At 72.7% G+C, this 25,365-nt stretch carries 27 protein-coding genes; 7 read left to right on the top strand and 20 right to left on the bottom strand.

The annotated features are described in order from the left end of the window. Positions 1-4: 4 nt before the first annotated feature. From ACSYGO_RS09655 to ACSYGO_RS09635, 5 genes are all read right to left on the bottom strand, one after another. Positions 5-244: a DUF6213 family protein gene (locus ACSYGO_RS09655; RefSeq protein WP_028800367.1), complete on the bottom strand. Its 240-nt coding sequence runs from the start codon at positions 242-244 to the stop codon at positions 5-7. 25 nt (positions 245-269) lie between these two features. Further along, positions 270-1,664 (bottom strand): NADP-dependent succinic semialdehyde dehydrogenase, encoded by a 1,395-nt coding sequence (locus tag ACSYGO_RS09650; protein ID WP_426678702.1) that lies wholly within the window; start codon positions 1,662-1,664, stop codon positions 270-272. Positions 1,665-1,739: 75 nt separating this feature from the next. Then, entirely contained in the window at positions 1,740-2,204 is a 465-nt protein-coding gene (locus tag ACSYGO_RS09645) for an NUDIX domain-containing protein (RefSeq protein WP_426678701.1), read from the bottom strand. After that, a complete protein-coding gene (locus ACSYGO_RS09640; protein WP_426678700.1) occupies positions 2,201-3,739 on the bottom strand; it encodes an ATP-dependent DNA ligase in 1,539 nt (512 codons plus the stop codon). The genes ACSYGO_RS09645 and ACSYGO_RS09640 overlap by 4 nt, the downstream gene beginning before the upstream one ends. A gap of 172 nt (positions 3,740-3,911) precedes the next feature. Beyond that, entirely contained in the window at positions 3,912-4,850 is a 939-nt protein-coding gene (locus ACSYGO_RS09635; RefSeq protein ID WP_460386491.1) for an NAD(P)/FAD-dependent oxidoreductase, read from the bottom strand. 77 nt (positions 4,851-4,927) lie between these two features. Between ACSYGO_RS09635 and ACSYGO_RS09630 the strand changes: the two genes are divergently transcribed. From ACSYGO_RS09630 to ACSYGO_RS09605, 6 genes are all read left to right on the top strand, one after another. Further along, the gene (locus ACSYGO_RS09630; RefSeq protein WP_426678698.1) at positions 4,928-5,524 is read left to right on the top strand and encodes a helix-turn-helix domain-containing protein; all 597 of its coding nucleotides are present in this window, start codon (positions 4,928-4,930) and stop codon (positions 5,522-5,524) included. A gap of 118 nt (positions 5,525-5,642) precedes the next feature. Beyond that, positions 5,643-6,620 carry an NADPH:quinone oxidoreductase family protein gene (locus tag ACSYGO_RS09625; RefSeq protein WP_426678697.1) on the top strand — a complete coding sequence of 326 codons (978 nt, stop codon included), beginning with the start codon at positions 5,643-5,645 and terminating at the stop codon, positions 6,618-6,620. Continuing rightward, on the top strand, positions 6,617-7,798 hold the full coding sequence (locus ACSYGO_RS09620) for an acyl-CoA dehydrogenase family protein (RefSeq protein WP_460386490.1): 1,182 nt from the start codon (positions 6,617-6,619) through the stop codon (positions 7,796-7,798). Before ACSYGO_RS09625 ends, ACSYGO_RS09620 begins: the two co-directional genes overlap by 4 nt. Beyond that, entirely contained in the window at positions 7,795-8,889 is a 1,095-nt protein-coding gene (locus ACSYGO_RS09615; RefSeq protein ID WP_426678696.1) for an acyl-CoA dehydrogenase family protein, read from the top strand. Before ACSYGO_RS09620 ends, ACSYGO_RS09615 begins: the two co-directional genes overlap by 4 nt. A gap of 181 nt (positions 8,890-9,070) precedes the next feature. After that, positions 9,071-9,931 carry a phosphatidylinositol-specific phospholipase C/glycerophosphodiester phosphodiesterase family protein gene (locus ACSYGO_RS09610; protein WP_426678695.1) on the top strand — a complete coding sequence of 287 codons (861 nt, stop codon included), beginning with the start codon at positions 9,071-9,073 and terminating at the stop codon, positions 9,929-9,931. 150 nt (positions 9,932-10,081) lie between these two features. Then, positions 10,082-10,276 carry a hypothetical protein gene (locus ACSYGO_RS09605; protein WP_426678694.1) on the top strand — a complete coding sequence of 65 codons (195 nt, stop codon included), beginning with the start codon at positions 10,082-10,084 and terminating at the stop codon, positions 10,274-10,276. Between the two features lie 23 nt (positions 10,277-10,299). On the opposite strand, the gene ACSYGO_RS09600 is transcribed toward ACSYGO_RS09605, so the two are convergent. From ACSYGO_RS09600 to ACSYGO_RS09565, 8 genes are all read right to left on the bottom strand, one after another. Then, positions 10,300-11,529, bottom strand: a complete 1,230-nt coding sequence (locus ACSYGO_RS09600; RefSeq protein ID WP_460386489.1) for a phosphodiester glycosidase family protein — start codon at positions 11,527-11,529, stop codon at positions 10,300-10,302. Positions 11,530-11,604: 75 nt separating this feature from the next. Next, positions 11,605-11,961 carry a DUF779 domain-containing protein gene (locus ACSYGO_RS09595; RefSeq protein ID WP_345658076.1) on the bottom strand — a complete coding sequence of 119 codons (357 nt, stop codon included), beginning with the start codon at positions 11,959-11,961 and terminating at the stop codon, positions 11,605-11,607. Positions 11,962-12,158: 197 nt separating this feature from the next. Next, complete coding sequence (gene hypE, locus ACSYGO_RS09590) at positions 12,159-13,148, bottom strand: hydrogenase expression/formation protein HypE (RefSeq protein WP_426678832.1); 990 nt, start codon at positions 13,146-13,148, stop codon at positions 12,159-12,161. Positions 13,149-13,221: 73 nt separating this feature from the next. Further along, positions 13,222-14,340 carry a hydrogenase formation protein HypD gene (gene hypD, locus ACSYGO_RS09585; protein ID WP_426678692.1) on the bottom strand — a complete coding sequence of 373 codons (1,119 nt, stop codon included), beginning with the start codon at positions 14,338-14,340 and terminating at the stop codon, positions 13,222-13,224. After that, on the bottom strand, positions 14,337-14,729 hold the full coding sequence (locus ACSYGO_RS09580) for a HypC/HybG/HupF family hydrogenase formation chaperone (protein ID WP_426678691.1): 393 nt from the start codon (positions 14,727-14,729) through the stop codon (positions 14,337-14,339). Before ACSYGO_RS09580 ends, hypD begins: the two co-directional genes overlap by 4 nt. 36 nt (positions 14,730-14,765) lie before the next feature. Then, positions 14,766-17,144, bottom strand: a complete 2,379-nt coding sequence (gene hypF, locus ACSYGO_RS09575; protein WP_426678690.1) for a carbamoyltransferase HypF — start codon at positions 17,142-17,144, stop codon at positions 14,766-14,768. Then, positions 17,141-18,031 carry a hydrogenase nickel incorporation protein HypB gene (gene hypB / locus ACSYGO_RS09570; RefSeq protein ID WP_460386488.1) on the bottom strand — a complete coding sequence of 297 codons (891 nt, stop codon included), beginning with the start codon at positions 18,029-18,031 and terminating at the stop codon, positions 17,141-17,143. Before hypB ends, hypF begins: the two co-directional genes overlap by 4 nt. Beyond that, positions 18,015-18,452 carry a hydrogenase maturation nickel metallochaperone HypA/HybF gene (locus ACSYGO_RS09565; RefSeq protein WP_432172313.1) on the bottom strand — a complete coding sequence of 146 codons (438 nt, stop codon included), beginning with the start codon at positions 18,450-18,452 and terminating at the stop codon, positions 18,015-18,017. Before ACSYGO_RS09565 ends, hypB begins: the two co-directional genes overlap by 17 nt. Positions 18,453-18,540: 88 nt before the next feature. On the opposite strand from ACSYGO_RS09565, the gene ACSYGO_RS09560 reads away from it, so the two are divergent. Next, on the top strand, positions 18,541-19,161 hold the full coding sequence (locus tag ACSYGO_RS09560) for a helix-turn-helix transcriptional regulator (RefSeq protein ID WP_426678687.1): 621 nt from the start codon (positions 18,541-18,543) through the stop codon (positions 19,159-19,161). Here ACSYGO_RS09560 and ACSYGO_RS09555 read toward each other — a convergent pair. The 7 genes from ACSYGO_RS09555 to ACSYGO_RS09525 are packed head-to-tail and all read right to left on the bottom strand — an operon-like array spanning position 19,137 to position 25,327. Continuing rightward, positions 19,137-19,241, bottom strand: a complete 105-nt coding sequence (locus tag ACSYGO_RS09555; RefSeq protein ID WP_373557516.1) for a DUF6893 family small protein — start codon at positions 19,239-19,241, stop codon at positions 19,137-19,139. The genes ACSYGO_RS09560 and ACSYGO_RS09555 overlap by 25 nt on opposite strands. An 18-nt stretch (positions 19,242-19,259) precedes the next feature. Then, a complete protein-coding gene (locus ACSYGO_RS09550; protein ID WP_426678686.1) occupies positions 19,260-19,781 on the bottom strand; it encodes a hydrogenase maturation protease in 522 nt (173 codons plus the stop codon). Next, positions 19,778-21,298, bottom strand: a complete 1,521-nt coding sequence (locus ACSYGO_RS09545; protein WP_460386486.1) for a hypothetical protein — start codon at positions 21,296-21,298, stop codon at positions 19,778-19,780. The genes ACSYGO_RS09550 and ACSYGO_RS09545 overlap by 4 nt, the downstream gene beginning before the upstream one ends. Before the next feature lies 1 nt (position 21,299). Then, positions 21,300-21,941, bottom strand: a complete 642-nt coding sequence (locus ACSYGO_RS09540; RefSeq protein WP_432172317.1) for a DUF6084 family protein — start codon at positions 21,939-21,941, stop codon at positions 21,300-21,302. Beyond that, positions 21,938-22,618: a DUF5947 family protein gene (locus ACSYGO_RS09535; RefSeq protein ID WP_460386485.1), complete on the bottom strand. Its 681-nt coding sequence runs from the start codon at positions 22,616-22,618 to the stop codon at positions 21,938-21,940. The genes ACSYGO_RS09540 and ACSYGO_RS09535 overlap by 4 nt, the downstream gene beginning before the upstream one ends. Next, positions 22,615-23,523: a NifU family protein gene (locus ACSYGO_RS09530; protein WP_460386484.1), complete on the bottom strand. Its 909-nt coding sequence runs from the start codon at positions 23,521-23,523 to the stop codon at positions 22,615-22,617. Before ACSYGO_RS09530 ends, ACSYGO_RS09535 begins: the two co-directional genes overlap by 4 nt. Positions 23,524-23,545: 22 nt before the next feature. Next, positions 23,546-25,327: a nickel-dependent hydrogenase large subunit gene (locus ACSYGO_RS09525; protein WP_426678681.1), complete on the bottom strand. Its 1,782-nt coding sequence runs from the start codon at positions 25,325-25,327 to the stop codon at positions 23,546-23,548. Between the last annotated feature and the right edge of the window lie 38 nt (positions 25,328-25,365).

Below are 25,365 nucleotides of genomic sequence, written 5' to 3'. Positions count from 1 at the left end.
TGCGTCAGTCGCCCCTCGTGCCGCTGCTGTGCGCGATGCAGGCCACGTCGATGCGGTCGGCCAGCTTGGCCAGTTCGATCGTGAGCGCGGCCACGGTGTCCTCGTCGAGCCCGTCCTGGCCGGCCTCCACCAGATGCAGCCACCGGCCGCCCACCGTGCGCAGCAGCTTGCTGACGTCGGCGGCCGCCACCTGCAACGTTCCGCGGTCGTCGACGATCAGAGGCAGGGTCACTTCGCGGTTCACAGAGGGGATCGTAACTGCGGAACGCTCACGCTCCGTGCCATACCGTGGTGATGTTGCAGAACTCGCGGATTCCGTGCTCGGACAGCTCACGTCCGTAGCCGGACCGTTTCGCCCCGCCGAACGGGAACGCCGGGTGGGACGCCGTCATCCCGTTGACGTACACGCTGCCGGCCTCCAGGTCGCGGACGAACCGGTCCACCTCGCTCTCGTCACGCGTCCACACGTTCGAACTCAGCCCGAACGGCGTGTCGTTGGCGAGGGCCACCGCCTCGTCGAGGTCCGCCACGCGGTAGAGCGTGGCGACCGGCCCGAAGGCCTCCTCCTGGTGGATGCGCATCTGCGGGGTGATGTCGGCGAGGATCGTCGGCGCGTAGAACCAGCCGCGGTCGCGGTATCCCTCGGGACGTTCACCGCCGCAGAGCACGTTCGCGCCGTTCTCCACGGCGTCGTCGACCAGTTCCTCCAGGTCGCTGCGGCCCTGCTCGGTGGAGAGCGGACCGACGTCCGTGTCCTCGTCCAGCGGGTCGCCGACCTTCAGCGCCTCCATGCCCGCCGTGAACCGCTCGGCGAAGGCGTCGAACACGTCCGCGTGCACGATGAACCGCTTCGCCGCGATGCACGACTGGCCGTTGTTCTGCACCCGGGCCGTCACCGCGATCCGCGCCGCCCGGTCGATGTCCGCCGACGGCATGACGACGTACGGGTCGCTGCCGCCCAGCTCCAGGACCGTCTTCTTCACCTCGTCCCCGGCCACCGACGCGACCGCACGGCCCGCGGGCTCGCTCCCGGTCAGCGTGGCCGCCTTCACGCGCGGGTCGCGCAGGACGCCCTCGACGGCGCCCGAGCCGATCAGCAGCGTCTGGAAACAGCCCTCGGCGAAGCCCGCCCGGAGGAACAGGTCCTCCAGGTACAGGGCGGTCTGCGGCACGTTCGAGGCGTGCTTGAGCAGACCCACGTTGCCCGCCATCAGCGCCGGCGCGGCGAACCGGACCACCTGCCACAGCGGGAAGTTCCACGGCATGACGGCCAGGACGGGGCCCAGCGGCCGGTACCGCACCAGGACCCGCGAGGCGCCGGAGTCCTTGGCGTCGGACGGGTCGGGTTCCTCGTCGGCCAGCAGACGCTCGGCGTGGTCCGCGTACCAGCGCATCGCCTTCGCGCACTTCGCGGCCTCCGCGCGGGCCTGCTTGACCGGCTTGCCCATCTCCGTGGTCATCACCCGGCCGATGGTCTGCAGGTCCTCGTCGAGGAGGTCGGCGGCGCGGTGCAGCAGCCGGGCCCGCTCGGCGAAGGACGTGGTGCGGTGGGTGCGGAACGCGGACTCGGCGATGGCGAGCCTGCGCTCGACCTCCTCCGGGCTCAGGGCGTCGAACGTCTTGAGCGTCTCGCCGTTCGCCGGGTTCACCGTCGCGATGGGCATGGCCGACCTCCTGGAGCGGGTTGTGTCTTCGACCCTCCCGCGCCGCACCCGACACCGCAACGCAGAGTGCGCCGCTCAGGACGAGTGCTCGGCGAGCCGGTCGAGAAACTCCCCCTGCGCCTTCACGATCAGCGTCCGCGCCCGGTCCAGGCCGAGCCACTCCACCCGGTCCAGCTCGGGGAACTCCTGCCGCCGGCCCGACTTGGGCGGCCACTCCATCTCGAAGGTGCCGGGGACGACGGACGCCGGGTCCAGGTCCGCCTCGATCGCCCAGGCCGTGACGACCTTGCCGTTGGTCTGGGTGACCTCGCCGAGCGGGAACGCCTCCCCGTCCGGCGGCGGCACCCCCAGCTCCTCCTGGAACTCACGGCGCGCCGCGGCCCAGGGGGTCTCGTCGGCCTCGTACTCGCCCTTCGGGACGGTCCAGGCCCCGGCGTCGCGTCGCGCGAAGAACGGGCCGCCCATGTGGCCGAGCAGGACCTCCAGGCCGTCGTCGGCGCGCCGGAACAGCAGCAGCCCCGCGCTGTGCTTCCCCCTCATCGCGTGACCTCCGGATGCGCGGCCAGCAGCGTCGCGACCGTGTCGGCCTCGGCCGCCGCCTTGTCCTCGCGGTACCGCACGACGCGCGCGAAGCGCAGGGTGACACCGGCCGGGTAGCGGGTGGACCGCTGAAGACCGTCGTACGCGATCTCGACGACGAGTTCGGGCCGTACGGTCACCACGTGACCGTCGTCCTCGACGGCCAGCTCCCGGAGCCGCCCGGTCTGCCAGGTGAGCATCGCGTCGGTCATGCCCTTGAAGGTCTTGCCGAGCATCGCGAAGGACCCGTCCGCCTCCCGCGCGCCCAGGTGCAGGTTGGAGAGCTTGCCGGTGCGCCGGCCGTGGCCCCACTCGGCCGCCAGGACGACCAGGTCGAGGGTGTGCACGGGCTTGACCTTCAGCCAGGACGCACCGCGCCGGCCCGCGCTGTAGGGGGCGTCGAGCGCCTTGATCACGACCCCCTCGTGGCCGCGTTCCAGCGTGTCGGCGAGGAACCGTTCCGCCGCGGAGAGGTCCGCCGGGCCGTCGACGAGCGTGCGCCGCACCCGCATCGGCTCGGGCACCAGCCGCGCCAGCTCCGTGTGCCGTTCGGCGAACGGCAGGTCCAGCAGGTCCTGTCCGTCGACGGACAGGGCGTCGAAGAAGACGGGGGAGACGGGCACGGTCCGCGCGGCCGTGACCACGTCCACGCGGGAGCCCACCCGTCCGGCCGTCTCCTGGAAGGACCGCGGCCGCCCCGCCCCGTCCAGCGCGATCACCTCGCCGTCCAGGATGAACCGTTCGCCCTTCAGGTCCAAAGCCGCCCCGGTGAGCTCGGGCAGGCGGTCGGTGATGTCGTCCAGGGTCCGGGTGTACACGCGTACGTCGTCGCCGTCACGGTGCAGCTGGACGCGGATGCCGTCGAGCTTCTCCTCGACGGCACACACGCCCAGCTTGTCCACGGCCTCGGACACGGAGGCCGCCGTGTGCGCCAGCATCGGAAGAACCGGGCGGCCCACGGTCAGCCGGAACCCCTCCAGCGCCGCCGGCCCCTGTGCCAGCAGGGCCTGCGCCACCGTCTGCAGCGAACCGGCGAGCATCACCGCCCGCCGGACGTCGGCCGCGGGCGCGCCCGTCGCCCGGGCGAGCCCCTCCACGGCGACCGCGTCCAGCGCGCCCTGCCGCACCTCACCGGTGATCAGCCCGAGCAGGAAGCGCTGCTCCTCGGCGGTGGCCGCCGCCATCAGTTCCCCCACCAGGCGTGCCCTGCGCTCCTGCGCGCCGGTGCCGGAGATCTCGCCCAGCTCGGTGAGCAGCGCGTGCACCTCCCGCACGGTGAGTGCGGGCTCGGCGGCCGGGGCGACGGGCCGGCTCAGTGCCTTCCAGCCGACGCCGAGCCGCCCCTGGGGCAGCCGGCCCGCGAGGTACGGGATCACGATCGGGACGTCGTCCGCGTCGGCGTCCCGGAACAGCTCGGCGAGCAGTCCGATCTTCCGGGTCCGCGCCGAGGTGGCGGCGACCTCCTGCGAGACTTGGGCGAGCCGGCTCAGCAGCATGCAGCCATGGTGCAACGCGCACGCCGCGGGCACACCCCTGCGGGGCACACCGTGCGGGCACTCCCTGGCGACGCGCGACCGGGCTCAGACCTCGTGCCACGGTGGCGGGCGGCCGGTCGGCTCGCCGGTCAGTTCCGTGCCACGGCGGGCTGGCGGCGGTCGGCTCGCCGGTTCAGTCCCGTGCCACGGCCGCGTCGAGGTCCGTGAAGAGCAGCTCGCCGTTGAGCGTGGCCGCCGCCCGGTAGCCGCCGCTCGCCGCGTTCACGACCTGTTCCGCGAAGCCGATCGCGTTGCCCGCGGCCCAGACGCCGGGCACGCTCGTCAGCCCCGTCTCGTCGACCACCGGATACGTTCCGAACGGGGTCTCGCGCAGTTCGGCGCCCAGACGCTCCAGCAGGCCGGTCCGCGGGACGGCGCGCGGCGCGACGAACAGCACCGAACGGGCGTGCGTCGTGCCGTCCGTGAGCCGCACCCCGGTGAACCGGTCGTCCGCGACCACCAGCTCCGCGACCTCGCCGGGCACCACGGCGACGCCCGCCGCGGCCAGCCGGCGCAGATCGTCGTCCGTCAGCTCGTCCTCGCGGACGGTGTGCAGGAAGAGCGTCACGTCCTTCGACCACTGGCTCACCATCAGTGCCTGGTGCACGCTCATGGGCGTGGTGGCGAGCACGCCGAAGGCCTCGTCGCGCACCTCCCAGCCGTGGCAGTACGGGCAGTGCAGCACGTCCCGCCCGAACCGCTCGGCGACCCCCGGCACCGACGGCAGTTCGTCGGCCAGTCCGGTCGTGACGATCAGCCGGCGCGCGTGCACCGGGCGTCCGTCCGCGAGCGTGACGTCGAACTCGCCGGCGCCGTCCCGGGCCACGTCCACCACACGGTCCCGGACCAGTGCGACCCCGTACCCCTCGACCTCGCGCCGTCCCTCGGCGAGGAACGCGGCGGGCGGCATGCCGTCCCTCGACAGATAACCCTGCATGTGCGCGGCGGGCGCGTTGCGGGGCTCGCCCGCGTCGACGACCAGCGTGCGGCGCCGGGCCCGGCCCAGGACCAGCGCCGCGGACAGTCCCGCCGTGCCACCGCCCACGACGACTGCTTCGTACCTCTCGGTCATGGTGACCACCTCCACCGAGAAGGTCCCGCGAGTCCCGCCGAATTGACAAATGGCTTTGCCGATCCTGCAATACGAGCATGAGTGAGGACACGGAGACGGACGAGGTGCTGGCCGAGGTCGGGCCGCGGCTGCGGCGGATCCGCAAGGAGCGGGGCGCGACCCTCGCGGGGCTGTCCGAGGCGACGGGCATCTCGGTGAGCACGCTCTCCCGCCTGGAGTCCGGGCTGCGCAAACCCAGTCTGGAACTGCTGCTGCCGATCGCGCGGGCGCATCAGGTGCCGCTGGACGAGCTCGTCGGCGCGCCGCCGGTGGGCGACCCGCGCGTACGGGCCGAGCCCATCGTGCGGTACGGGCGCACCCACTGGCCGCTGACCCGTCAGCCCGGCGGGCTCCAGGCCTACAAGGTGCTCGAACCGAAGCGGCGCATGGAGCCGGACCCGCGGGTCCACGAGGGCTACGAGTGGCTGTACGTGCTGTCGGGGCGGCTGCGGCTGGTGCTCGGTGAGCACGACGTGGTGCTCGGGGCGGGGGAGGCCGCGGAGTTCGACACCCGCGTACCGCACTGGTTCGGGTCCACGGGGGAGGGGCCCGTGGAGTTCCTGAGCCTGTTCGGCGCGCAGGGGGAGCGGATGCATGTCAGGGCGCGGCCCGCCCGGCGCGGACGGGGCGACTGACAGGGCGTGTCGAAGACGACCGGCGTCGACTGTTCCCAGGCGGGCAAGCGACCGCTTAGTATGCGATCGACCGCGGTCCAGACGCCGGACACCGAGACGCAGCCCCTGGAGGCCCCGCATGCAGGCATGGCAAGTGCACCAGAACGGCGAGCCGGGCGAGGCGATGCGCCTCCAGGAGGTGCAGCGGCCGACGCCCGGTGACGGCCAGGTCCTGCTGAAGGTGCGCGCCGCGAACATCAACTTCCCGGACGCGCTGCTCTGCCGCGGTCAGTACCAGGTCAGGCCGCCGCTGCCGTTCACCCCCGGCGTGGAGATCTGCGGCGAGACCGAGGACGGACGCCGCGTGATCGCCAACCCGGCCCTGCCGCACGGCGGATTCGCCGAATACGCGATCGCGGACGCCGCCGCCCTGCTGCCCGCTCCGGAGGCCCTCGACGACGCCGAGGCCGCCGCCCTGCACATCGGCTACCAGACGGGGTGGTTCGGCCTGCACCGCCGCGCCCGCCTGGAGGCCGGCGAGACCCTGCTCGTCCACGCTGCCGCGGGAGGGGTCGGCAGCGCGGCCGTGCAGCTCGGCAAGGCGGCGGGTGCCACCGTCATCGGCGTCGTCGGCGGCGCCGACAAGGCCGCCGTGGCCCGCGAGCTGGGCTGCGACGTGGTGATCGACCGCCGTGCCGAGGACGTCGTGGCCGCGGTCAAGCAGGCCACCGGCGGCCGGGGTGCCGACGTCGTCTACGACCCCGTCGGCGGCGAGGCCTACACCCAGTCCACGAAGGTCGTCGCCTTCGAGGGCCGGATCGTCGTCGTGGGCTTCGCGAGCGGCACGATCCCCAGCCCCGCGCTGAACCACGCCCTCGTGAAGAACTACTCGATCCTCGGCCTGCACTGGGGTCTGTACAACACCAAGAACCCGAAGCTGGTCCAGCACTGCCACGAGCAGCTCACCGAGCTCGCCGCCCGGGGCGCCGTCAAGCCGCTGGTGAGCGAGCGCGTGCCGCTGAGCGGGGCGGCGGCCGCCGTGCAGCGCGTCGCCGACGGTGTCACCACCGGACGGATCGCCGTGCTCCCCGCACTGGAGAATGGAGCCGCAGCATGACCGACGCAGCCGAACTGCGCCGCCGCACCCAGGAGTTGCTGGCTGCGCACCCGCCCGCCACGACCGACCGCACGGACTTCCTCAGGGCGCGCTTCGACGCCGGCCTGGCCTGGGTGCACTATCCGGAGGGCCTCGGCGGACTCGGTGCCCCGCGCACCCTCCAGGCCGTCGTGGACGCCGAACTGGAGGCCGCCGAGGCCCCCGACAACGACCCGCGGCGTATCGGCATCGGCCTCGGCATGGCGGCGCCCACGATCCTCGGTTTCGGCACCGAGGAGCAGAAGCGACGCTTCCTGAGGCCCCTGTGGACCGGGGAGGAGGTCTGGTGCCAGCTCTTCAGCGAGCCCGGCGCCGGGTCCGACCTCGCCGCGCTCGGCACCCGGGCCGTCCGCGAGGGCGACACCTGGGTGGTCAACGGGCAGAAGGTGTGGACGTCCAGCGCCCATGTGGCCCGCTGGGCGATCCTCATCGCCCGCACCGACCCGGACGTGCCCAAGCACCGGGGCATCACCTACTACGTCTGCGACATGACCGACCCGGGCGTCGAGGTCCGGCCGCTGCGCCAGATCACCGGCGAGGCCGAGTTCAACGAGGTCTTCCTCACCGACGTCCGCATCCCCGACTCCCGGCGCCTCGGCGACGTCGGCGACGGCTGGAAGGTCGCGCAGACCACGCTCATGAACGAGCGCGTGTCCATCGGCGGGATGCGCATCCCGCGCGAGGGCGGCATGATCGGGCCGGTCTCCAGGACCTGGCGCGAGCGCCCCGAACTGCGCACCCACGACCTGCACCAGCGGCTGCTGAAGCTGTGGGTGGAGGCCGAGGTCGCCCGCATCACCGGCGAGCGGCTGCGCCAGCAGCTCGTCGCGGGCCAGCCCGGCCCCGAGGGCTCCGGCATGAAGCTGGGCTTCGCCCGGCTCAACCAGGAGATCTCCGGTCTGGAGGTCGAACTCCTCGGTGAGGAGGGCCTGCTGTACGACGACTGGACGATGCGACGGCCCGAACTCGTCGACTTCACCGGCCGCGACGCCGGCTACCGCTATCTCCGCTCCAAGGGCAACAGCATCGAGGGCGGGACCAGCGAGGTCCTGCTCAACATCGTCGCCGAACGCGTCCTGGGACTGCCGTCCGAGCCGCGCACGGACAAGGACGTCGCGTGGAAGGACCTCGCCCGATGACAACGCAGAGCCACCAGCCCGATCTGCTCTACTCGGAGGAGGAAGAGGCGCTGCGCGCCGCCGTCCGCGACCTCCTCGCCGACCGTTGCGACGCGGCGGGCGTCATCGCCCGCACCGAGTCGGCCACACCGCACGACCCCGAGCTGTGGAAGGCGCTGTCGGCCGGGATGGGGCTGGCGGGCCTCCTGGTGCCCGAGGCCCGGGGCGGCCAGGGCGCCACGCACCGTGAAGCCGCCGTCGTCCTGGAGGAGCTCGGGCGCGCCGTCGCCCCCGTGCCCTATCTCAGCAGCGCGGTGGTGGCCACCGAGGCCGTGCTGGCCTGCGCGGACGACGAGCTGACGGCGGGCCTGGCCTCCGGACGGACCATCGGCGTGCTCGCCGTGAGTCTCGGCACCGCGCCCGGCGCCGCCTTCGGCACCGTACGGCTGGAAGACGGGCTGCTGCACGGCGAGTTGACCGGCATCGCGGACGCCGTCGCCGCGGACGTGCTGCTGGTGCCCGCACAGGACGGCGGGCTGTACGCCGTCGACGCGGAGTCGGTGACCGTCACCCCGCGGGTGTCCCTCGACCTGACCCGGCCCGTCGCCACCGTCGGCCTCGACGGGGTCCCGGGCCGGCGGCTGGGCGACGCGGAGCCGGCCGTGCGACGGGCCCTGCGGGCCGGTGCCGGACTGCTGGCCTCCGAACAACTCGGTCTGGCCGAATGGTCGTTGACGGAGACGGTGCGCTACCTGAAGGAGCGCAAGCAGTTCAACCGGCCCGTCGGCGGCTTCCAGGCGCTCAAGCACCGGCTGGCACAGCTGTGGCTGGAGGTCGTCAACCTGCGTGCCGCCGCCCGCAACGCCGCCGACGCGCTCGCCACCGGCAGCGCGGACGCCGACGTCGCGGTCGCGGTGGCCCAGGCCTACGCGGCTCCGGTCGCCGTGCACGCCGCCGAGGAGGCGCTCCAGCTGCACGCCGGCATCGGCATGACCTGGGAGCACCCCGTGCACCTGTACCTGAAGCGGGCCAAGGCCGACTCCCTGGCGTACGGCACGGCGGGTGCCCACCGCGAGGCGCTGGCCGAACTGGTCGACCTGCGCGCCCCCTGACCTGCCTTCGGCCCGTCCGGGAAAGCCCGCCCCACCTGGGGCGGGCTTTGTCGTGCGAGCTGCCCCGAGAAGTGAACAGAGGGCGGCAGTCCAGCCAACTCCCCGCACGGAGAGGCCTCTTGGGCCCTGATCGAACGCATACTCGCTTCGGTCCCACCCGGCCCTCAAAGGGAGGCAGAGCATGGCCCTCACCACCCGTCGCAGAGCCCTCACCACTTTCGGCGCCGCCCTCGCCGGCGCGGTGGCACTGCCGGCCACGCAGGCGTGGGCGGGCGGCGGCCACCACGGCCCCCGCCCGCTGTGGCGTGCCCACGCCCACAACGACTACGAGCACCCGCGTCCCCTGTACGACGCCCTCGACCACCGGTTCGGCAGTGTCGAGGCCGACATCTACCTCGTCGGCGACCAGCTCCTCGTCGCCCACGACCCCGTCGACCTCGACCCGACCCGCACCCTCGAATCCCTCTACCTCGAACCCCTCGCCGCCCGCGTCAGGGCCAACCACGGCTCGGTGTACCGCGGTCACCGCGAACCCCTGCAACTGCTGGTCGACATCAAGACCGAGGGCGCGTCGACGTACCTCGAACTCGACCGTCACCTGCGCCGCTACCGTCACCTGTTCACCACCTACGCGCACGGCCGGGTGCACCCCGGACCGGTCACGGCCGTGATCTCCGGCGACCGGGCCGCCCGGACGCCGATGGAGGCCCAGACCGTGCGGCGCGCCTTCTACGACGGGCGGCTCAGCGACCTCGGCACCGCGGCCACCGCCTCGTTCGTCCCGCTGATCAGCGACAACTGGACCCTGAACTTCAGCTGGCTGGGCGACGGCCCGTTCCCGGCGGCCGAACGCGAGAAGCTGCGCGGCATCATGGCGGCGGCGCACGGCCGCCGGCAGAAGGTCCGCTTCTGGGCGACACCCGATGTGGCGGGCCCGGCCCGTGACGCGCTGTGGGGCGAACTGCTCGCCGCCGACGTCGACTACCTGAACACGGACGACCTGGCCGGCCTGGAGGCGTTCCTCGACGCCCACCGGGCGTAGTCACCTCTCGCGCACCCGGTCGCCCGCCGCCGGGCGGCCGGGTGCGAGAACCACACGTTCGGAGGACAGGTCAGCCGCCCGGACGAACCCTTCGCTACGCCACACTTACGGCCGAACGCCGCGAAGCGGACGTGGTGGAGGAGGTTGACGATGGCGATTTCCATCTCTGTGGTGTTGTTGCTCGTGATCCTGGCTGTGGTCTTCCTGCGCAACGGCGCGCTGAAGATCTCCCACGCCCTGGTCTGCGTGCTGCTCGGCTTCTACCTGGCCAGCACGAGCATGGCCCCGACCATCCAGAGCGGGCTCACGGCGACCGCGGACATCGTGGGCAGCCTGAAGCCCTGACAGGTGCGGGCGGCCCCCGGCGGTCAGGGACGCGAGAACACGCCGATGCCGTTCGGCACGGGGCGTTCGGCGCCACCGCTCGGATGGTTGAGGACGCCGACCGCGTCCGCACCCGGCTGCCGGGCCACCATCGTGCTGGAACCCCCGCCGTCCAGGCTGAACGCGTCCTGGGAGCCCAACTGCCGCATCGTCTCCGTCACTTCGGCGATGGTGAGCCCGTTGCGGTACTCGGGCGCCCCGTCCAGGGCGAGGAGCAGCATTCGCCGTCCGTGGTCCGCGATGCCCACCGCGGTCCGCACCGCCGCGGTCGTGTCGTCCAGCCCCGGCAGCGGACGGCCGTCGACGAGCATCGGGTAGCCGCCCAGCGCCATGCCGTACGGGATGCGGGAGGCGTCCGCCACCAGACGGTGCCGTACCGTGACCCGCTCGCCCACGGACAGCTTCCGCAGCAGCTGGGCGCCCGCCTCCCGGCCCACCAGCACCGTGCTGCCCGACGCGACGGGACCGGCACCAGGGGTGTCGGCCGCCGACACGACCCGTCCGCCCTCGACCGTCACCTCGTACGTGTCCGTGCTGCACGGAGCCGCCCGCTCGGTGTCCGTGCCGCAGGTGGCCCGCACCCGGGAGACACTGCCCCAGTCCGATGTGAACGCGCCGATCGAACCCTCCGGCAACGCGTACTGGTTGAGCCCGCCCAGCGTCCACCGCCCCTCGTGGCTGCGCACGGAGCCTTCGAGCGCCAGACCGTCCAGCCGGGCCCTGCGGTCGACACCCACGCCGAACACGTCCTCGGTGGTCGTGCCGGGCGGCAGGGCGGGGCCGAAGCGCTGCCCGTTCGGCACGGCCGCTTTGAGCGCGTGCCCGCCCGCGATTGCCGGGCCCACGGTCGCGCCGGTCGCCTCCACGCCCGGATGCTGGGTCTCCGTGATGTTGAAGAAGTCGCCGTTGACTCCCGCGACGGCGCCCTGCGCGTCGGCGAGCCGGGAGACGGGCGCCCGGGCCGCCACGGCGCCCGGGTGGAGCAGTCCGACGCGCACACGGGGGTCGCGCAGGTCGACGTCGAGCACATGCGCGTGCGTCACCCCCTTGGCCCCCTGGATGTCCAGCTGGGTGTACTCCACGCCGGGCGCGATCGCGGTGCCGTCCTCCGCGCCGCTGGCCGGTGCCGCCCCCACCCGGGCGGCACCGGCCAGCGCTCCGCATGCCGTGAAAACCGTCAGTACCGTTCTGAGCCGTCCGTCACGACGCGTCACAGTGCCCCCTGAGGTCTCGTCAACTTTCGCAGGACTCAGGGAAATTGCACCAGACGGCGGTGCCCGCGCCGATGGCTAGGCGCCGACGACCCGGGAACGGATCAGGAAACGCACTCCTTCGGGTGCCTCCAGGGAGAAGCCGCTGCCCCGGCCCGACACGACGTCCACGATCAGCCGCGTATGGCTCCACAGCTCGTACTGGCTCCTGGACATCCAGAAGGCCACCGGGTCGTCGAGCCCCTCGACCTCCAGATCGGCGAGCAGGACGTCGGAGCCGCCGGTGCGGAACTCGCCGTTCGGATAGCACATGGGCGCACTGCCGTCGCAGCAGCCGCCCGACTGGTGGAACATCAACGGTCCGTGGAGGGCGCTCAGCCGCCGTACCAGTTCGGCAGCGGCGGGCGTCAGCTCCACGCGCGGGACGACATCCATCGGCTCTCCCGGTCGGGTCACGGATGCGGTGACCCCACCGACGGCGCACCACGGCCGGGCCACCACTCAGCCGACCATCCCGGAGGTTGCGAGAGGGTTGCACACGCGGCCGGTCCCACGGAAGACCGGCCCCGGTGACGCCCGCCGTCCGCGGGAGACGTCACCGAGGCCGGCCTCGGGACCCGATGTGCCGGTCGTCAGCAGATGCGGGGCAACTGCTCGCCCAGCGGCATGTCCACGACGCGGGTGCCGCCGAGCCCGGTGGCGGCGACGACCATGCCGGGATGATCCGGGACGCAGTGGCCGATCGCCACCGCCTCCTTGCCGAGCGGATGGGCGCGCATGGCCGCGAGCACGGCATCGGCGTGCTCGGGCGGCACGAACGCCACCAGCTTGCCCTCGTTGGCCACGTACAGCGGGTCGAGGCCGAGGAACGCGCAGGCGTTGGCGACCGTGTCCGGCACGGGCAGCGAGCGCTCGTCGAGCCTGACGCCGACGTTCGCCGCGCCCGCGATCTCGTTCAGGGAGGTGGCCAGGCCGCCGCGGGTCGGGTCACGCAGCACATGGAGGTCCGGACAGACGGCCAGCATCTCCGCGACCAGACCGGCCAGCGACGCCGTGTCGCTCTGGATCTCGACGCCGAACTCCAGGCCTTCCCGCACACTCATGATGGCCACGCCGTGCACCCCGATGGGGCCGCTGACGAGCACCACGTCTCCGGGGGTCGCGCGCTGCGGACGGATGTCCACGCCCGCCGGGATCACACCGATCCCGGCGGTGTTGATGAAGATGCCGTCCCCGTGCCCCGCGTCGACCACCTTGGTGTCACCGGTCGCCACCGTCACCCCGGCGGAGCGGGCCGCCTCGCCGAGAGCCTCGGCCACGCGTCCCACGACGGCCAGCTCGACGCCCTCCTCCAGGATGAACCCGCAGGAGAGGTAGGCGGGCACCGCCCCGGCCATCGCCAGGTCGTTGACCGTGCCGTTCACCGCCAGGTCCCCGATGCTGCCGCCGGGGAAGAAGAGCGGACGGACGACGAAGGAGTCGGTGGAGAACGCCAGACGGGCGCCGTCCAGGTACAGCCGTGCGGAGTCGCCCAGTTCGGCGAGCACGTCGCTGCCGAAGGCCGGGGCGAACAGATGCTCCACCAGCTCGGCGGAGAGCGTGCCGCCACCGCCGTGCCCCATCACGATCCTGTCGTGGTCGCGCAGCGGCGCCGGGCAGGTCCAGGACGAGAAGTCGACGGGTGCCGAAGCGGAGTCAGACAACGCTGCTCGCCTCCTCGTTCGGGGCGTCCAGCCGCCGGTACAGGTAGTAGGCGGCGCACGCGCCCTCGCTGGAGACCATGGTCGCGCCCAGCGGATTGCGCGGTGTGCACTCCTTGCCGAACGCCGCGCACTCGTGCGGCTTGATGAGGCCCTGGAGGACCTCGCCGCTGCGGCACACCGTCGACTCCTCGGTCTCGATGCCGGTGACCGAGAAGCGGTGCTCGGCGTCGTAGTCCCGGTACTTGGGCGACAGCCGCCAGCCGCTCTGCGGGATGGTGCCGATGCCGCGCCACGCCCGGTCGGTCACCTCGAAGACGTCGGCCAGCATGGCGCGCGCCGCGGGGCTGCCGTCGGCCTGAACGGCCCGGGGGTAGGCGTTCTCAACGGTGTGCCGCCCCGACTCAAGCTGCCGCACCGCCCGGCGGATGCCCTCCAGGATGTCCAGCGGCTCGAAGCCCGTCACCACGATGGGCACCCGGTGCCGCTCGGCCAGTTCCGGATACTCGGCGGTGCCCATGACCGTGCAGACGTGGCCCGCGGCGAGGAACGCCTGGACCCGGCAGTCCGGTGAATTCATGATCGCGTCGATGGCCGGCGGCACCCTCACGTGGGAGACCAGCAGGCTGAAGTTGGTGATGCCCAGCTTCTTGGCCTGGTAGACGGTCATCGCGTTGGGCGGGGCCGTGGTCTCGAAGCCGATGCCGAAGAAGACGACCTGACGGTCCGGGTTCTCCTGGGCGATCTTCAGCGCGTCCAGCGGGGAGTACACGACCCGTACGTCCGCGCCCTCGCTCTTGACCTTGAACAGGTCACGACCGCTGCCGGGCACCCGGAGCATGTCCCCGAAGGAGCAGAAGATCACGTCCGGGCGGGAGGCGATCTCCAGCGCCTTGTCGATGATCTCCAGAGGTGTCACGCACACCGGACAGCCCGGCCCGTGGATCAGCTGGATCTCCTCGGGCAGCAGCTGGTCGATGCCGTGACGGATGATCGAGTGCGTCTGCCCGCCACAGACCTCCATGAGGGACCAGGGCCGTGTGGTGACCGCCCTGATGTCGTCGAAGAGCCGCTTGGCGAGGACCGGGTCGCTGAACTCGTCCAGGTACTTCATGACCGCGCCTCCTTGTCGGCACTGTCCTCGGCGGCGGGCCCGTCGTGGCCGGGCCGGGCGCCGTTCGTGGGGGCGGGTCCGGTGTCCGGGAGTCCGGTTCCGGCGGGGCGTTCGGCGCCCGCGTCCCTGGCGGCCTTGCCCCAGGCGTCGCCGAACTCCTCCTCCAGGACCCCGAGGTTCTCGAAGAGCTCCAGGGTCTGCTTCGCCGACCGCTCGTCCAGCCGTTGCAGGGCGAACCCGACGTGGACGATGGCGTAGTCGCCGACCTGCATGTCCGGCACGTACTCCAGACACACGTCCTTGACGACACCGCCGAAGTCCACCTTGGCCATCCGCGTCGCGTCACGTTCCTCGATCTTCAGCACTCGGCCGGGTACGGCCAGACACATGGGTCGCTCCTGACTCGCTCGTGCAGTACTCCCGCGCTACCGCGTGGCGCGGGCGGCGACGATCAGCTGTCCGAGCGCAAGACCGCCGTCATTGGGGGGAACCCTGTGGTGCCGCAGGACGGCGAAGCCGTCCCGTTCCAGAACGGCGCAGCAGCCCTCGGTCAGCAGGGCGTTGCAGAACACGCCGCCGCTGAGGGCGACCGTGCCGATGCCGGTGCGTTCCCGTGCCACCGCGCACACCTCCTGGACGAGAAAGACCACCGCCGCGTGGAACCGACGCGCCACCGGACCGGCCGCGACCCCGGCGCGGACATCCGCGACGGCAGCGGCCAGCACCGGCGCCGGATCGGCGACCAACGGTGCCTCCGGGTCCTGACGGACCGGTCTCAGCATGAACCGGTACGCACTTTTTCGCCCGTCGTCGAGGAGGCCGGCGGGCGACCCGGAGGCGCCGGACAGGTCCTCCAGAGCCGCGTTCTCCAGCTCCATCGCCGCCTGCGCCTCGTACTCCACCCGGTGGCAGACGCCCGCCAGCGAGGACACCGCGTCGAACAGCCGGCCCATGCTGGAGGTGGGCACGCAGTTGAGGTTCCGCTCCAGCTGCCGTCGCAGCAGGCGCCGTTCCTCCGGCGTGGCGGCCCCGACGCACGGCAACTCCTCCGACCAGGGCAGTCCCGCCGTGCGCAGGTGGGACAGCGCCATCCGGTAGGGGTTGCGCACGGCGGCGTCGCCGCCCGGCAGGGCCGCATAGCCCAGATGGGCGAACCTGCGGTACCCGTCGTAGTCGGCGAGCAGCACCTCGCCGCCCCACACGGCGCCGTCGTCGCCGTACCCCGTCCCGTCGAAGGCGATCCCGATGACCGGCTCGGAGCCGTCCAGCCCGTGCTCGGCCATGGCGGAGGCGACGTGGGCGTGATGGTGCTGCACCTGACGCAGCGGCAGGTCACGTGCGCGGGCCTCGCGGTGCGCCCACTGGGTGGAGCGGTAGCCGGGGTGCCGGTCGGCGACCAGCAGCCGCGGTGCGACGGAGGTGAGGTCCGTCAGCTGCGCGGTGGCCCGCTCGAAGGCGTTCAGCGTCGCCAGGTCGTCCATGTCGCCGACGTGTGCGGAAAGCCAGGCGTAGCGGCCGTCACCGGCGCAGAAGGTGTTCTTGAGGTCGCCGCCGGTGGCCAGCGCCGGGACCACGGGCACCGGCAGGGCGATGGGGAAGGGGGCGTACCCGCGTGAGCGGCGCACCGGCAGTTCGACCCCGGCGCACACCCGCACCACCGAGTCGTCGCACGGCACGTGGATGGGGCGGTCGTGGGCGAGCCAGGCGTCGGCCAGACCCTCCAGCCGGGTCAGTGCCTCGGCGTCGTCCGTGACGATCGGCTCGCCCGACCGGTTGCCGCTGGTCATGACCAGGACGGCCGGGCCGGGAGGATCTCCGGGCAGCCCGAGCAGCAACCGGTGCAGCGGCGTGTACGGCAGCATGACCCCGAGGTCGGGACTGCCCGGGGCGACCGCCGCGGCCACGTCGGCGCAGGTGGACGTCCGGCGCCGCAGGAGGACGACCGGCTTGCGCGGCCCGAGCAGCAGTTCGCGCTCGGCGTCGCCCACCAGGGCCAGCCGCTCCACCGTCGCCAGGGAGTCCGCCAGGACGGCGAACGGCTTGTCGCCCCGGTTCTTGCGCTTGCGCAGGGTGCGCACGGCCGAGGGGTCGCCCGCGTCGCAGGCCAGGTGATAGCCGCCGAGCCCCTTCACCGCGACCACGGCGCCCTCGGCCAGCATCCGGCGGGCCTCGGCCAGTGCCGCCGCGTCGCGCGGCCCGTCGGCGTCGTGGGGCCCGGTCCGCAGGGTGAGCCGCGGGCCGCAGGCCGGGCAGGCGATCGGCTGGGCGTGGAAGCGCCGGTCGGCCGGATCGGTGTACTCGCCCGCGCAGTCGGCGCACATCGGGAACCCGGCCATGGTGGTCCGGTCCCGGTCGTAGGGCAGCGAGGTGACGATGGTGAACCTCGGACCGCAGTGCGTGCAGGTGATGAACGGATGCCGGTGGCGCCGGTCGGCCGGGTCGGCGAGCTCGCTCAGACAGGCGTCGCAGGTGGCCGTGTCCGGGGAGACCAGTGTGCGGCCCGGGCCGCCGGCGGAGGGCCGGATGGTGAACACCGAGCCGTCGTTCTCCGGCGGCACGACGCGGTGCTCGACCGACTCGACGACGGCGAGCGGCGGGGGCCGCGTCCCGACGCGCTCGCAGAACTCCGCGACGGCGGCGGCCGGCCCCTCCACCTCGGCCTCGACGCCCTGCGCGTTGTTGGTGACCCAGCCGGTCAGGCCGAGTTGCTCGGCGAGGGTGTACACGAACGGCCGGAAGCCGACTCCCTGAACGACGCCCCTGACGGTGATGTGCCTGCGCTCGCGCCCCGGGGACGGACTCACCTGGCGGGCTCCTGCTCGTGCGGGTGCCCCGGGCCGACGGGGCGGTGCGCGGTGTGCGGGTCCCCCGGGCCGGACGCGCGGCGATCCGTCGTGTGCGCGTGCCCGGCGCCGGACGGCCGCTGCCCCGCCGTCTGCGGGTGGTGTCCGTTCGCCTGTGCGGGTCCGGTCTCGTGCTCGTGGCTGTGCAGGTGCCGGGCGTGCTCCTGCGCGAGCACGGGCGTGTGCGGCGCCTCGCCGGCCGCGCAGCGCAGCACGTGGTCCAGCAGCGCGTCGACGCCCCGCCCCGTGCGCGCGGACGTCTCCAGGACGGGCACCCCGGGATTGACCTGCTCGACGCCGCGCAGGAACGCCCCACGGTCGAAGCCGACGGCGTCCGCGATATCGGTCTTGGTCACCACCACCAGATGCGCGAGGCCGAAGGCCGTCGGGTACTTGACGGGCTTGTCCTCGCCCTCGGTCACCGAGGCGAGCGCGATGCGCAGGGTCTCGCCGAGGTCGTAGGAGGCGGGGCAGACGAGATTGCCGACGTTCTCGACGAACAGGATCCGGGTGCCCTCGGGCAGCCAGCCGTCCAGCTGCCGCCGGAGCATGCCCGCCTCCAGATGACAGAGCCCGTCGGTGAGGATCTGCCGCACCGGGGCACCCGAACGGGCCAACCGGGTCGCGTCGTTCTCGGTGGCCAGGTCCGCGGTGACCGCGGCGGCGGGAGTGCCCTCGGCCACGGCACGGGCCAACAGCCGTTCCAGGAGGGCCGTCTTGCCGCTGCCGGGACTGGACAGCAGGTTCACCGCGGTGGTGCCCCGGTCACCCAGATAGCCCCGCAGGGTCAGCGCGTTCTCGTCGTTCTTGGCGAGGACGGCCTGATGAAGGTCAACGGTGCGGCACATGGCTCGTCTCCTGGTCGTCCGTCCGGCCCGTCGCCGGGGCGGCCCGCGGCCCGCGGTGCGGGGTTCCACCGTCCGGGCTTCCGTCGGCGACCACCACCCGGACGATCTCCAGCTCCCGGCCGCCGAGCAGGGTCAGCGTGCTCCCGCAGTCGGCACACCACAGCACGGGAGGCATCCCGGTGGGGGCCTCGCGGCCGCACCCGTCGCAGCGCGCCCGCGCCTCAACAGTCTCGATCAGCAGCCGTGCCCCCGCCAGCGCGGTTCCCTCCGTGGCGAGCCCGAACGAGAAGTCCAGGGCCTCGGGCACCACACCGGCGAGCTCGCCGATCCGCAGGGTCAGCGACTCGACCGCGGAGCCCTGTCCCCGTACGGCCTCCTCGACCTGCTCGACGACGGCGACGGCGATGGACAGCTCATGCACGGGCGCCACCCGCCCGGGTCCGTGCGCCGGCCGGCCGCGCGCTCCGCGAAATTGTGGGTCGCGCCCGGCTGGCTAGGCTGAGAGGACCATGACTGGGCATGACGTCGAACGGCGCGCTCTGCTCACCCCGGTGCTTCTCCTGCTCCTGGCCGAGCGTCAAGGCCATGGCTACGAGCTGGTGCAACGCCTGGGTGGATTCGGCTGCGCCGACACCGATCCGGCACACGTGTACCGGCTGCTGCGCGGCATGGAGAGCAGCGGCGAGGTCACCTCGCGCTGGCACGCCTCCGCGAGCGGTCCCGCGCGCCGTGTCTACGCGATCACCCAGCAGGGTGCGATGGACCTCGCGCTGTGGTTCGTGCGCCTGGGGGAGTTGCACAGCACCCTCCACCTCTTCCTCGAACGGTATGTGCAGCTTGAGGACGTCGGCGGCCGGGACGGTCGCGGTGGCGCCCCCGGCCCCGCCGCGCGCCGGCCGTCCGCCGACGCGTCCGGGTCCGGTACCGGCGGGCGGGCGCCGGGCGCGGGCGGGCCCGGGGCGGCCGCCGACGGACGCGCGCGGGGCACGCGAGGCGCCGACGGCCCCCGGCCCGCCGACGGTGCCCGGCCCGTGGACGGTTCGCGGCCCGGTGGTCCCCGGCCCGCCGACGGGCAGTTGCGGGAGACCGAGGCGCTGATCCGGGATCACATGCGCCGCATGCGCAGGTAACGGCGCATGTCCGGCAGGTTCCTGGCGACTCCGTAGGCCAGTACGAGGCCCGCGGCGACGCCCACCCATGTCCATTCCATGGTTGCCTCCATCGTTTGTCAGCTCCTCTGGGGTACGGAGGTGTCGCGGCGCACCAGGTCGAGCACCAGGTCCACGGCGGCCTCCACCGCCTCGGCCACCGGCGCGGTCAGACCCATGCCCTCGTCCGTGGAGCGCGGTTCGCAGCCGATGACGTACACCGCCTCGGGGAGGGTGCCGCCCGCACCGGCGTGCAGGTCGTGCAGCAGCGCCAGGACGCTCGCGGGGTCCATGGCGTGGCTGTCCATGGGCGCGGGTGGCGTGTCGGGCGGCTCGGGCCCGACGTCGACGGTGTACAGCGTGCCGGGCCGGCCGCCGCGGCTGACGGCGTCCACGAGCACGAGGGTGCGATAGCCCTCCAGCAGGCGGTACGCGAGGTGCACGCCCCGGATACCGGCGTCCATGAGCTCGGTGCCGGGCGGCAGTTCACCGGCACGGTCCGCGAGACGCCGGATCGTCTCCACACCGAATCCGTCGTCCTGAAGGAACACGTTGCCGACTCCCGCCACCAGGATCCGGCGTGCCCCGTCCGGCTCGGTCATGGTGCCTCCTCCTCCAGCGGTGCCACCTCGTCGGGCCGGAAGTACAGGAAGCGGCCCTGTGCGCGGCGCAGGTCGGTGCCCGGGTCGTCGTCGACGACCACCGCGAGATGCGTCTCGCCGTCGAAGTCTCCGACGACCGCCTCGACCGTGGCGCGCCGGCCGAAGAGGAACTCGTCCTGGGCGTCCGAGCGCCGGGCGCCCGGTGTGAGCAGCACCCTGCTTCCGGCGCGCACGGTCCGGCCGTCGACGACGACGGCGGCCGGTACCTCCTCATCGGCGGCGGGGTCCTGCGCGGGGTCCCACCAAGGTTGTCCCGGGCCGTCCGGCAGGGTCAGGCCGGTCGCGGCGGGCGGGAATCCCGGTTCCGGCGCCGGGTACGGGTCGGCGGCCCCGGAGCCCGCACCGGCCGCCGCGAGGCCCGGCCCGGCCCGCGCGGGGACCGGCCCGGCCGGGGCGAATTCTTCGGGACCGGGTTCCCCCGTGACCTCGCGCAGACCGCGGATCGCCCCGTGCAGCCGCTCGCGTACCGCCTGCGGCATGCTGTCGACGAGGTCGACGACCTCGGCGGCGCGCGCGTCCGTGCCCCGTGCCTCGCGCTTCTCCCGCTCGGTGAGCGCGGCCGTGCGCAGCGAGAGGATCTCGTCGATCTCGGTGGCGTCGTACAGCGGGCCCGGGCTCTCGTCGGCGAGGGCCGGATGGTCCTCCAGGATGATCGGCGAGGAGAGCATGATCTCCTCCGCGCCGGGCGGCCCCGCCAGCACCGGCCAAGTGTGGTCGTTGCGGCACTCCGCGACGGCCGGGCGGGCCCACTCCGGCGGGTCCGTCATCGACAGGAACCGTCCGCCGGGCACGCCGAGCAGCAGATGGGTGCCGATCATGCTGTGGGCGAGTGCCTCCGTACGGTCGGCGACGTCCGCGTCCGTGGTGTTGTGCACGGCGATCGTGAGCCGCAACACCCGGTACGGGCCCGGGAGTTCCTCGACGAGGGGGCGCAGCTCACCGGACAGCCGCTCCCGGTGCCGGACGAGCCGGCCCACGGTCCGGCCCTCGGAGTCCGTGACGGGCTCGCGCTCGGTCGCGGGCGGCAGGTCGAACTTCACCACACGAGCGGCCGCTTGAGGCTCCGTCAGTTCGTCGAAGGGCGCGTGGATCAGGACGCGTTCCTCGTGGCCCTCGTCCCAGGGGACCAGCACCCGGTCGGGCAGCTCCAGTTCGGCCACCCCCGTGTAGCGGCCGTCGGACCCGAGCCGTTCGACCGTGCGCCGCCGTACGTGCAGGAAGCGCAGCTCGGCGTGGAGCCGGTCGCCGGCCCGGGGCTCCAGCAGGACCTCGGTGCGCTGGACGGCGTGCTCCCCGCCGGTGGCGGCCCAGCCGGGCGGCACCAGGACGCCGAACTGCCAGCGCAGCTGGTTCTTGGCGGACGAGGCGCGGTACGGGTACAGGACGTACCCCTCGAACAGGACGGCGTCGGCGACCGCGCGGGCCTGTCCGAAGCCGTCCTCCAGGGGATTGCGCATCTCAGTCGCCCCCCTTCGCGTCGGCGGTGGCGAGAAGTTCCTCGAAGACCTGCTCCCAGGACGGCAGAGCACGTGCCGAGCGGTAGCGCCGCAGGGCTTCCAGCACGTCCTGGCGGATCCGCAGCCAGCCCGTGTGCGGGAAGTACTGCTCGATCATGCTCCGCCACACGTCCACCGGCATCAGGAACGACGTCTCCTTGTGCCAGGGGATGGGCTCCGCGCGGAAGCCGTCGCGGCCGGTGAAGACCGTGCCGGAGAAGAGCAGGAGCAGCGGGACCTCGCCCCGGGAGAGCGCCCGGAAGTACGACGCGGACGCGACCTCCGTGTCGTAGGTGCAGGGCACCGGGAGGTCGACGTGCGTCGTGCCCGTGAAGCCCGGCACCGTGATCGAGGCGTGGGCGAACTGGAGCGGCTTGAGGGTGCTGCTCCAGCGGTCGGGCTCACCGAACAGGTCGCCCAGCATGCCGACTTCCTCCGGTTCGTACTGACGCCGGGCCGGCTCGATGCGGATCTGGCAGCGCAGGGCGATGGCGTGCACCGGCTGGTGGTCGGCCTCCTCGATCCGCAGCCCGAACAGCAGGGTCGGCCCGGCGCCGAAGGGCTCCGGCCGTACGCCGGTGCACTGGAAGTGGAGGTCCGTCATGGTGCGCCCCCGGTCTCCGGGGGCGGGTCGCCGGGCTCCGCGGGGGACGGGGCGTCGGGGGAGTCCGCGTCCAGGGGTCTGGCCGCGGCCGCGATCCGGCGGAAGAACGCGTCGATGTCCGCGCGTGCCTCCGCGCCGCCGTCGAACCCCTTCCAGTGCAGCCGCATCCGGCCGACGAGCTCGTAACAGACGTCGACGGGCACGAGGGTGCAGGTCACCGGACCGCCGCGCTCGTAGCGCAGCAGCAGTGCCTCCACGTCGGGTACGAGCAGGCCGGTCAGCGGGGTGCGGCCGAGCACCGCGTCCCAGGTCTGCGGATCGAGTTCGCTCTCGGTCGCGCCCGCCGGACTGGGATAGAAGGCCGCGAGCCGGTCGACGGCGGAGTTGCGGAAGAAGAAGGCGAGGCCCACGGGGATCTGGAGCCGGGTCCAGTCGCTCTCGTCGAGGGCGAAGTCGGGGTCGGTGAGGTACCGGTCGGGGACGGCGCGGAAGCGGCCGACTCCCGCGCCGGGCCGGGTGAAGAGCAGATGGCACGGCGGGCAGGCGCACTTGAGGGACCGCCGGGTCGTGTCGACGAGATGGCGGTGCTCGGCGGGCAGCGGCTCCCCGCACAGGTCGCACCGCTCCCCGGGGGGCGGCGGCCGGCGGGTGAACTGCCGCAGCACGTCCGCGGTCACGGCCCCGCCCCCAGCAGTTCACCGGGCAGCGCCACCCGCACCGACCCGCTCTCCTCCAACAGTGGTACCGGCTCCAGGTGTCCGAGCGCGCCGCGGCCCGCTGTCCGGACGTCGAACTCCGCGGCGCACTGTGAGCAGCGCAGCCGATCGCCGTCGAGGGCCGCGTCGGCGAGGCCCGTGCCGCATGCCGGACAGCGGTCGCGGTAGGCGTAGAGCTGTCCCGGCAGCCGTACGAGCAGCAGGGCCTGCCCGGCCACCCGCGTCGCACGGGTGGCCCGTTCGTGCGCGGGCAGGGCCTGCGGGCCCACGGTGTACCAGTGCGCCGGCCCGTCGGCGGCGGGGAAGGGAGGGCCGCCGGGAACGTCGTCCGGGCGGTGCGGAAGGATCTGCAGCAGGGGCGCCTCGCGGGTGTCCTCGGTCATCCCCTCGACCTCGATGTGCGCGATCTCGGGGGCGGTCCGGGCGATCGCCTCCTCGATGGTCCAGCGCACGGTCTGGGTGGAGGACGGGCAGCCTTCGCAGCTGCCGCGCAGCCGGAGCCGCAGCGTCGGCCCGTCCGCCCCCTCCGCGTCGAGCCCCGCGACCTCGACGTCGCCGGCGTGCGAACCGAGGTAGGGCCGCACCTTGTCGAGCGCACGGCCCACCCGGGTGAGGGTGTCCTCGGGGTGCAGGTCGTGCAGGATCAGCAGGTCGCTGACGAGTTCGTCGGCGGTGAGGACGGCGAGGGGATCCGCGCCGTCCGGTGCGGAGCGCAGCAGCCGTACCGTCCGCGCGAGGCCCTCGCCGTAGAACTCCACGATGCAGCACACGAGTTCGTCCGCGGTGTCACGCGCCTCGGGTCCCGCCTGCCGCGCCAGTTCGTCGAGGAGCGCGGCGATCCGCTCACCCGTTTCCTGTCCGGCCATCGGATCCCCTCTCCTCGGAAGGTCAGACGGCCAGGCCGCTCAGCCCCGTCGGCATGTGCGTCTGCTGGACGGTCCGGCCGCCGCCGACGTACATGTGCACGCCGCACGGCAGACACGGGTCGAAGCTGCGGACGGCCCGCATGATGTCGATGCCCTTGAAGCTCTCGGGCGGGTTCTCCTCGAAGATGGGCGTGTTCTGCACCGCGTCCTCGTACGGGCCCGGTGTGCCGTAGCTGTCCCGCACACTGGCGTTCCATGGAGTCGGCGGGTACGGGTGGTAGTTCGCGATCTTGCCGTCCCTGATCACCATGTGGTGGGAGAGCACTCCGCGCACCGCCTCGGTGAAGCCGCAGCCGATCGACTCGTCCGGCACGTCGAACTTCTCCCAGGTCTGGGTCCGTCCCGCGCGCACCTCCTCCAGGGCCTGCTCGGCGAAGTGGAGGGCCGCGGCGGCGGAGTACGCCTGGAAGTAGGTCCGGGCGCGGTTGCGTTCGATGGCGTTGCTCCACTGCGGGATCCGCCACTCCAGCGACATCTCCGGCTTGGTCATCGTCCGCGGCAGGTTGATCTGCACGCTGTGGCCGGTGGCCTTGATGTAGCCGATGTCGACGAGTCCGGACAGGGCCGTGGACCACAGCCGGGCGAGCGGGCCGCCTCCGGTGTCGAGGGCCAAGTAGTCGGTGCCGTCGAACCAGCGCGGCGACATGACCCAGCTGTACTTGTCGTCGAAGTCGCGCTTCTGCGGCGCGGGGACGGTGTGCTGGTTCCACGGGTGCCGCTCGTCGATCGGGTTGCCCAGGGGGTCCTGCTCGACGAACTTCTCCATGCCCGCCCAGTCCTCGTAGTAGGAACTGCCGAGCAGGATGCGGATACCGAGATTGATGTCGACCAGGCTGTTGGTGACCAGGTTGCCGTCCACGATGACGCCGGGGGTGACGAACATCCGCCGGCCCCAGTCCTCCATGCTCGCGTACCGGAAGTCGCAGTGCTCGGGGTCGTTCAGCGAGCCCCAGCAGCCCAGCAGCACACGGCGCTTACCGACCTCCTCGTAGCCGGGCAGCGCTTCGTAGAAGAAGTCGAAGAGGTCGTCGTGGAGCGGGACGACGCGCTTCATGAACTCCACGTAGCGGGTGAGCCGGGTGAGGTAGTCGGTGAACAACTGCACGGTGGCGACGGTGCCGACGCCTCCGGGGTAGAGGGTGGAGGGGTGCACGTGGCGGCCCTCCATCAGACAGAACATCTCGCGCGTGTAGCGGCTCACCTGGAGCGCCTCGCGGTAGAACTCGCCCTCCAGCGGGTTGAGCGAGCGCATGATGTCGGCGATGGTGCGGTAGCCGTGATCGGCCGCGTGCGGTGCCTCGGTGCGCTCGGCGAGTTCGAGCACGCCCGGATTGGTCTCGCGGACCATCCGCTCGCAGTAGTCCACGCCGACCAGGTTCTCCTGGAAGATGTTGTGGTCGAACATGTACTCCGCGGCCTCGCCGAGATTGATGATCCACTCGCCGAGGTGCGGGGGCGCCACGCCGTAGGCCATGTTCTGGGTGTAGACGGAGCAGGTGGCGTGGTTGTCGCCGCAGATGCCGCAGATCCGGCTGGTGATGAAGTGCGCGTCCCGCGGGTCCTTGCCGCGCATGAACACGCTGTAGCCGCGGAAGACGGACGAGGTGCTGTAACACTCCGCGACGCGCTTCGCGGCGAAATCGATCTTCGTGTGGATGCCGAGACTGCCCACGATGCGGGTGATCGGGTCCCACGACATCTCCATCAGGCCGTCACCGGCCGGCTTGTTCGTCGCCGTCGCCATGGTGCCGTGCCGCCTTCCTGTCGGGTGTCTTCCTCAGC

The sequence above is a fragment of the Streptomyces krungchingensis genome, assembly GCF_054729265.1.
This window is presented reverse-complemented; position numbering and strand designations above follow the sequence as displayed.

Excerpts from the sequence above, each read along its gene's own strand:
- ACSYGO_RS09580 (WP_426678691.1), bottom strand. The coding sequence starts at position 14,729 with ATGTGTCTGGCCGTACCCGGCCGAGTGCTGAAGATCGAGGAACGTGAC.
- hypE (WP_426678832.1), bottom strand. The coding sequence starts at position 13,148 with ATGGGGCACGGCGGTGGCGGCACGCTCTCCGCCGAGCTGGTGGAGCAT.
- ACSYGO_RS09550 (WP_426678686.1), bottom strand. The coding sequence starts at position 19,781 with ATGACCGAGCCGGACGGGGCACGCCGGATCCTGGTGGCGGGAGTCGGC.
- ACSYGO_RS09605 (WP_426678694.1), top strand. The coding sequence starts at position 10,082 with ATGGCGATTTCCATCTCTGTGGTGTTGTTGCTCGTGATCCTGGCTGTG.
- ACSYGO_RS09610 (WP_426678695.1), top strand. The coding sequence starts at position 9,071 with ATGGCCCTCACCACCCGTCGCAGAGCCCTCACCACTTTCGGCGCCGCC.
- ACSYGO_RS09540 (WP_432172317.1), bottom strand. The coding sequence starts at position 21,941 with ATGACGGACCTCCACTTCCAGTGCACCGGCGTACGGCCGGAGCCCTTC.
- ACSYGO_RS09595 (WP_345658076.1), bottom strand. The coding sequence starts at position 11,961 with ATGGATGTCGTCCCGCGCGTGGAGCTGACGCCCGCCGCTGCCGAACTG.
- ACSYGO_RS09525 (WP_426678681.1), bottom strand. The coding sequence starts at position 25,327 with ATGGCGACGGCGACGAACAAGCCGGCCGGTGACGGCCTGATGGAGATG.
- hypD (WP_426678692.1), bottom strand. The coding sequence starts at position 14,340 with ATGAAGTACCTGGACGAGTTCAGCGACCCGGTCCTCGCCAAGCGGCTC.
- ACSYGO_RS09555 (WP_373557516.1), bottom strand. The coding sequence starts at position 19,241 with ATGGAATGGACATGGGTGGGCGTCGCCGCGGGCCTCGTACTGGCCTAC.
- ACSYGO_RS09560 (WP_426678687.1), top strand. The coding sequence starts at position 18,541 with ATGACTGGGCATGACGTCGAACGGCGCGCTCTGCTCACCCCGGTGCTT.
- ACSYGO_RS09635 (WP_460386491.1), bottom strand. The coding sequence starts at position 4,850 with ATGACCGAGAGGTACGAAGCAGTCGTCGTGGGCGGTGGCACGGCGGGA.
- ACSYGO_RS09640 (WP_426678700.1), bottom strand. The coding sequence starts at position 3,739 with ATGCTGCTGAGCCGGCTCGCCCAAGTCTCGCAGGAGGTCGCCGCCACC.
- ACSYGO_RS09615 (WP_426678696.1), top strand. The coding sequence starts at position 7,795 with ATGACAACGCAGAGCCACCAGCCCGATCTGCTCTACTCGGAGGAGGAA.
- ACSYGO_RS09645 (WP_426678701.1), bottom strand. The coding sequence starts at position 2,204 with ATGAGGGGGAAGCACAGCGCGGGGCTGCTGCTGTTCCGGCGCGCCGAC.
- ACSYGO_RS09625 (WP_426678697.1), top strand. The coding sequence starts at position 5,643 with ATGCAGGCATGGCAAGTGCACCAGAACGGCGAGCCGGGCGAGGCGATG.
- ACSYGO_RS09650 (WP_426678702.1), bottom strand. The coding sequence starts at position 1,664 with ATGCCCATCGCGACGGTGAACCCGGCGAACGGCGAGACGCTCAAGACG.
- hypB (WP_460386488.1), bottom strand. The coding sequence starts at position 18,031 with ATGTGCCGCACCGTTGACCTTCATCAGGCCGTCCTCGCCAAGAACGAC.
- ACSYGO_RS09620 (WP_460386490.1), top strand. The coding sequence starts at position 6,617 with ATGACCGACGCAGCCGAACTGCGCCGCCGCACCCAGGAGTTGCTGGCT.
- ACSYGO_RS09630 (WP_426678698.1), top strand. The coding sequence starts at position 4,928 with ATGAGTGAGGACACGGAGACGGACGAGGTGCTGGCCGAGGTCGGGCCG.
- ACSYGO_RS09545 (WP_460386486.1), bottom strand. The coding sequence starts at position 21,298 with ATGCGCAATCCCCTGGAGGACGGCTTCGGACAGGCCCGCGCGGTCGCC.
- ACSYGO_RS09530 (WP_460386484.1), bottom strand. The coding sequence starts at position 23,523 with ATGGCCGGACAGGAAACGGGTGAGCGGATCGCCGCGCTCCTCGACGAA.